This window comes from Photorhabdus sp. RW14-46 (assembly GCF_963887965.1).
Classification (GTDB): domain Bacteria; phylum Pseudomonadota; class Gammaproteobacteria; order Enterobacterales; family Enterobacteriaceae; genus Photorhabdus; species Photorhabdus laumondii.
Window position 1 is genome coordinate 1 of sequence record NZ_CAWPHH010000071.1, and the last position, 4574, is coordinate 4574.

Sequence of the window (4574 nt, forward strand, 5' to 3'; positions counted from 1 at the left end):
TTTCGACACATCATCAACGGTTCACTTTCGTTCGTCTCTTCGATCCCTACCTGATCGGATCATGCCCGACCTTTTCCCATCTCGCTCACCACCACGTCTCTTAAACGCAGCAGCAGTGGGGGGTTTGAAGCCATTTCCTGTAAAACGGCTTCGAGGGGCCTGCCCTCATCTCTTGTGTTGCATAGCTGCACGGGGACTTACGTCCCCGGTGCATGCCTTCGTGGCACACAATCGTCAGCGCAACGAGGCCACCGCCGGCTTTTCCACACCGGCGCAGACCCAATGGCAGGTGAGCAATACCTACCTGCAACGTGATATCCCCTCACTGCGCAGCGAGTTCACGGCGGGTGAAACCTACACCGGCGGCGACATTTTTGACAGCATCCCGTTTCGGGGTATGAAACTGGCTTCTGAGGAGGCGATGTTACCCGACAGTCAGCGCGGTTTTGCCCCGGTGATAACCGGTGTGGCGAACGCCAATGCGCAGGTGACGGTATCCCAGAATGGCAACATCATATATCAAACCGCGGTGGCGCCGGGGCCGTTTCGTTTCACCGACCTCTATAGCACCGGGAGTGCCGGCGACCTGACGGTGACCGTCAAAGAGGAAAATGGCCGTACCCGCGTCTCGACAATCGCCTCGTCATCCCTGCCGGTGATGCAACGTCCCGGCGGCGTTAAATATGAATTGACGACCGGTCAATATCACGGCGGCAACCTGACCGATGGCAGCCGTTCCCCGGTATTTGCGATGGGCACGCTGGTCTATGGTTTGCCCCACAATATCACCCTGTATGGCGGCGGACTGGTCGCAGGCAACTACCAGTCGGGTGTATTAGGCTCGGGGGTGTCATTGGGGGCATTTGGCGCGCTGTCTGCGGATGTGACGCTGGCCCATGCACAGTTGCAGAGGAGCAAAGATCAGGAAGAAAGCGGACAATTCGGCCAGTCTTATCGCGTGAAATATTCTAAAAACTTGCTGAGTACCGGCACCGGCATTGATCTGGCCGCCTACCGCTATTCCACCCAGCATTACTACAGTTTCAGTGATGCTAACAAGCATGGGCTACAATCTGAATGAATATCAGGTGCCGTGGGCACTTGACCGGCGTCAGAACACCTGGCAGGTGAACCTGCGTCAGACACTGGGACGCTGGGGCAGTCTTTACGCCTCCGGGACGCGCAACAATTATTGGAATGGCCGTACCGACAACAACCTGAGTCTGGGTTACAACGCGATGCTGATGGGGATCAGCTATAACCTGAGTTATAACATTTCTCGTATCAGGGGCGAGGGCCACTGGCCGGAAAACCGTCAGGTATCATTCAATATGCAGGTCCCGCTGAGCCTGTTTGGATCATCGTCGGCGTTACGGGGCCTTTACACCCGCTATACCGCCTCGCGCGACTCGCAGGGTAACCTCTCTCAACAGACCGGCATCAGTGGCATGTTATGGGATAACCGCCTGAGTTATCACCTCCAGCAAGGCTGGGGACACAGCGGCCAGCAAAACAGCCGGGCCCTGTCGCTGGGTTATCAGGGCAGTCAGGGGAGCGTTAATCTGGGTTATAACGACAGCGCAGACAGCCGGCATGTTACCTATGGCACGTCCGGTGCCCTTCTGATCCATCCTTACGGGCTAACGCTGTCACGCTCGTTGGGCGATACTGCGGTATTAGTCCGCGCACCCGGGGCGAAAGGGGTGACGGTCAGCAACGGCAACGTACAGACCGACTGGCGTGGCTACGCCGTACTGCCGGGCGGATCGGTCTACCACAAAAACACCATCAATCTGGACCCGTCCACCCTGCCGGAAGGGGTCGATATTGACCAGACCAGCCGCAACGTTTACCCGACCAAAGGGGCGGTGACGCTGGCCAATTATCAGGTCCGGCTGGGCAGCCAGTTGCTGCTGACCCTGACACATCATGGCAAACCCGTGCCCTTTGGTGCCACCGCAACGCTGGCAGGCAACGCAGCCCAGGCCGGCAGCGGCATTGTGGGCGATAACGGCCGGGTTTATCTGAGCGGCATGCCGTCCGCCGGTCATGTGAAAGTTAAATGGGGAAACGAGGCCAATCAACAATGCACCACCCGTTATCAGGTGTCGTCCGATACCTCCGGGAAACTGGTGCAGGCCGATGCCGTATGTCTATAAGCGTGACCCTCATGTGGGCAGCCTGACCGGTATGCCCGATGAGATATCGCCTGTCTCGCTTTGACGTCCGGGGCGCCCCCAAAGCGAGGTTAGCCCCAACCGTGAAAGAGCGAGGTGAACAGATGAGTAATTTGGAGAGAGAAGGGTAATGTTCCGGTGAACTCACCTTGCGTGGTCAGATAACAACAAAATGGGATGTTAACGGAAGGGATTCTCAGGCCAGGGCAACAGCTCATTCAACCGATTGTTCGGCCAGACAGGCAGCCGGCTGAGGACATCACGTAACCAGACCCAGGGCTCATGTCCGTTGGCTTTGGCCGTTTCCAGCAGGCTCATTATCATGGCCGCTCGTTGCCCCGCGGCCAGTGAACCCGCAAAAAGCCAGTTCTTTCGGCCGAGCGCCACACCCCGGACCGCATTCTCCGCCCGGTTGTTGTCTATCGGCACCCGCCCGTCATCCAGATAACACACCAGCGCCGACCAGCGCTTCAGCGTGTAATCTATCGCTTTGCGTAACCCCGAGTTGGGGGCAGTTTGGGTCTGCATCGTTTGCAACCAGGACCGGAACTCATTCAGCCACGGCCGGGCATAACGCTGCCGCCACTGACGCCGTTTATCCGGCGGCCGGTGTTTGATTTTTCGCTCCAGCTTGTACAGGTCACGAATGCCATCCAGCGCCTGTTTCGCCACCGGACTTTGGCTCGCTTTGTATTGGTCAAAGAATTTGCGGCGGGCGTGAGCCCGGCAACCCGCTTCGGTGATATCCGCCCGGGCATGCAGTGCGTTGTAACCGGCATAGTCATCCGTCACCAACGTGCCGCCCGACCAGTCTTTCAGCAGGCTCTGGGCATAACGGCCGCTGCGGCCGGGATGCAGCTCATAGTATACCACTGCCGGCGAGGTATCGGGGCCGGTGACAGACGTCCACAGGTAAGCTCGCTGGGTCTGGCCTTTTCCCGGGGCCAGTATCGGCAACGGGGTCTCATCGGCATGCAGCACCGGGGACGTCAGCAGCGTCTGCTTCAGGGCATCGGCTAACGGTTGCAACGCCACAGCCACCTGCCCCACCCAGTCCGACAGGGTGCTGCGGGCCAGGGTGACACCGCTGCGGGCATAGATTTGCTGCTGACGGTAGAGCGGCAGGGGGTCACGATATTTAGCGACCACCACCTGAGCCAGCAACCCCGGCTCTGGAAGGCCCTTTTCAATAAGATGGGCGGGCTGGGCTTTAGCATGCACACACTGACAGCGCGCGCAGCTGTACTGCGGGCTGATATAGCGCCGGACGATAAACGTGGCCGGACAGTATTCCAGTCGCTCACTGATTTCATCACGCAAAAAGCGCAGGGCATGACCGCAATCCGGGCAGCTCTCCGTCTCCGGCGTCAGCCGGATATCTTCACGGGGTAAAGTCGCCGGCAAAGGCTGACGTTTAGGCTGGGCCGGGGGCGCGTTTTCCTTGATATGCAGGCGTGACAGCCGGGTTTCCAGCACCGCGATATCGGTATCGGCATCTTCCTCAAACTGACTGCGTTTGGGACCGGCAGGCAGGGTTTCGCTGTGCGCGCCAAAACGCCAGCGTTGCGCCTGTTTCAGGGCGTCTTCCAGCTGGCGAATATAATCACCTTGTTGCTGAAGCAGCGCCAGTGCCCGCAGGCGGAACTGGCCGGGGTCATCCAGCGCGATTAAGTCATTGAGCGTCATGCCGACAGTGTACCGGATAATTCCCCGTCGTTATCCGGTAAAAGTGTGACCGGGGTAGCGGAATTAGTTTCGCCAGCCGGACAGGTCATCTCCCTCGACTTGTTGCCAGTGAATGCCGCGGATGAGCCAGTCAAACTGGGCGGGCGTCATCACCCAGCTGCGCTCGCCCTGCTTCGGCCAGACAAAATGGGCCCGGTGCAGACGGCGGGTACACAGCCAGACGCCGTGTCGGTCCCAGCGCAACACCTTGAGACGGGAGCGGGCCTTGTTGCAGAAAATAAAAGCGGCTTCGTCCTGCCAGCGCAAATTCAGCCCCTCCAGGTGCTGGGTCAGGGCATCAATGCCCCGGCGCATGTCGACGGGCTCTCGCACCAGAAAGAGCTGTTGCGGTTTCAGCATCGGGTCAGTACCCGCATCACGTCAGGCAACAGCGTCAATGGACAGGCGATGGCATAGCCGTCTGGGGTATGCAGGGTGACGGTGCGCGCGTCGTCAGGCTGGAGTGAAACCGGTAAGAGGGCGGGCAGTGTCTGGCTGAGAGGTTGGCGCATTTTGTGACTGTCGGCAATCCAGTCGCGGAAAGCGGAAAAACTCAGCTGATGCTGTTCGCAATACTGTTTTCGAGTCAGGTCACTGTGGCGCCATTGGGTCACATGGTGTTGTTTTTGTTCCGGGGTATATCGGCTACGGCTCATGGTGTCAGTCTCCAGG

The 4574-nt window shown here is 58.9% G+C and carries 5 protein-coding genes; 2 read left to right on the plus strand and 3 right to left on the minus strand.

Going from position 1 to position 4574, the window contains the following annotated elements; translation table 11 throughout:
* The first annotated feature begins 220 nt into the window (after positions 1-220).
* Together AACQ38_RS23325 and AACQ38_RS23330 are read left to right on the plus strand one after the other, a co-directional pair.
* A complete protein-coding gene (locus AACQ38_RS23325) occupies positions 221-1081 on the plus strand; it encodes a fimbria/pilus outer membrane usher protein (RefSeq protein WP_339367087.1) in 861 nt (286 codons plus the stop codon).
* Positions 1062-2159: a fimbria/pilus outer membrane usher protein gene (locus AACQ38_RS23330; RefSeq protein ID WP_278249276.1), complete on the plus strand. Its 1098-nt coding sequence runs from the start codon at positions 1062-1064 to the stop codon at positions 2157-2159. The genes AACQ38_RS23325 and AACQ38_RS23330 overlap by 20 nt, the downstream gene beginning before the upstream one ends.
* Positions 2160-2357: 198 nt before the next feature.
* On the opposite strand, the gene AACQ38_RS23335 is transcribed toward AACQ38_RS23330, so the two are convergent.
* From AACQ38_RS23335 to tnpA, 3 genes are all read right to left on the minus strand, one after another.
* On the minus strand, positions 2358-3863 hold the full coding sequence (locus AACQ38_RS23335) for an IS66-like element ISPlu20 family transposase (RefSeq protein ID WP_165579201.1): 1506 nt from the start codon (positions 3861-3863) through the stop codon (positions 2358-2360).
* Positions 3864-3926: 63 nt separating this feature from the next.
* Complete coding sequence (tnpB, locus tag AACQ38_RS23340; RefSeq protein ID WP_011144475.1) at positions 3927-4262, minus strand: IS66 family insertion sequence element accessory protein TnpB; 336 nt, start codon at positions 4260-4262, stop codon at positions 3927-3929.
* On the minus strand, positions 4256-4574 hold a 319-nt coding region (tnpA, locus tag AACQ38_RS23345), incomplete at its 5' end, for an IS66 family insertion sequence element accessory protein TnpA (protein WP_339367088.1). The genes tnpA and tnpB, both read right to left, overlap by 7 nt.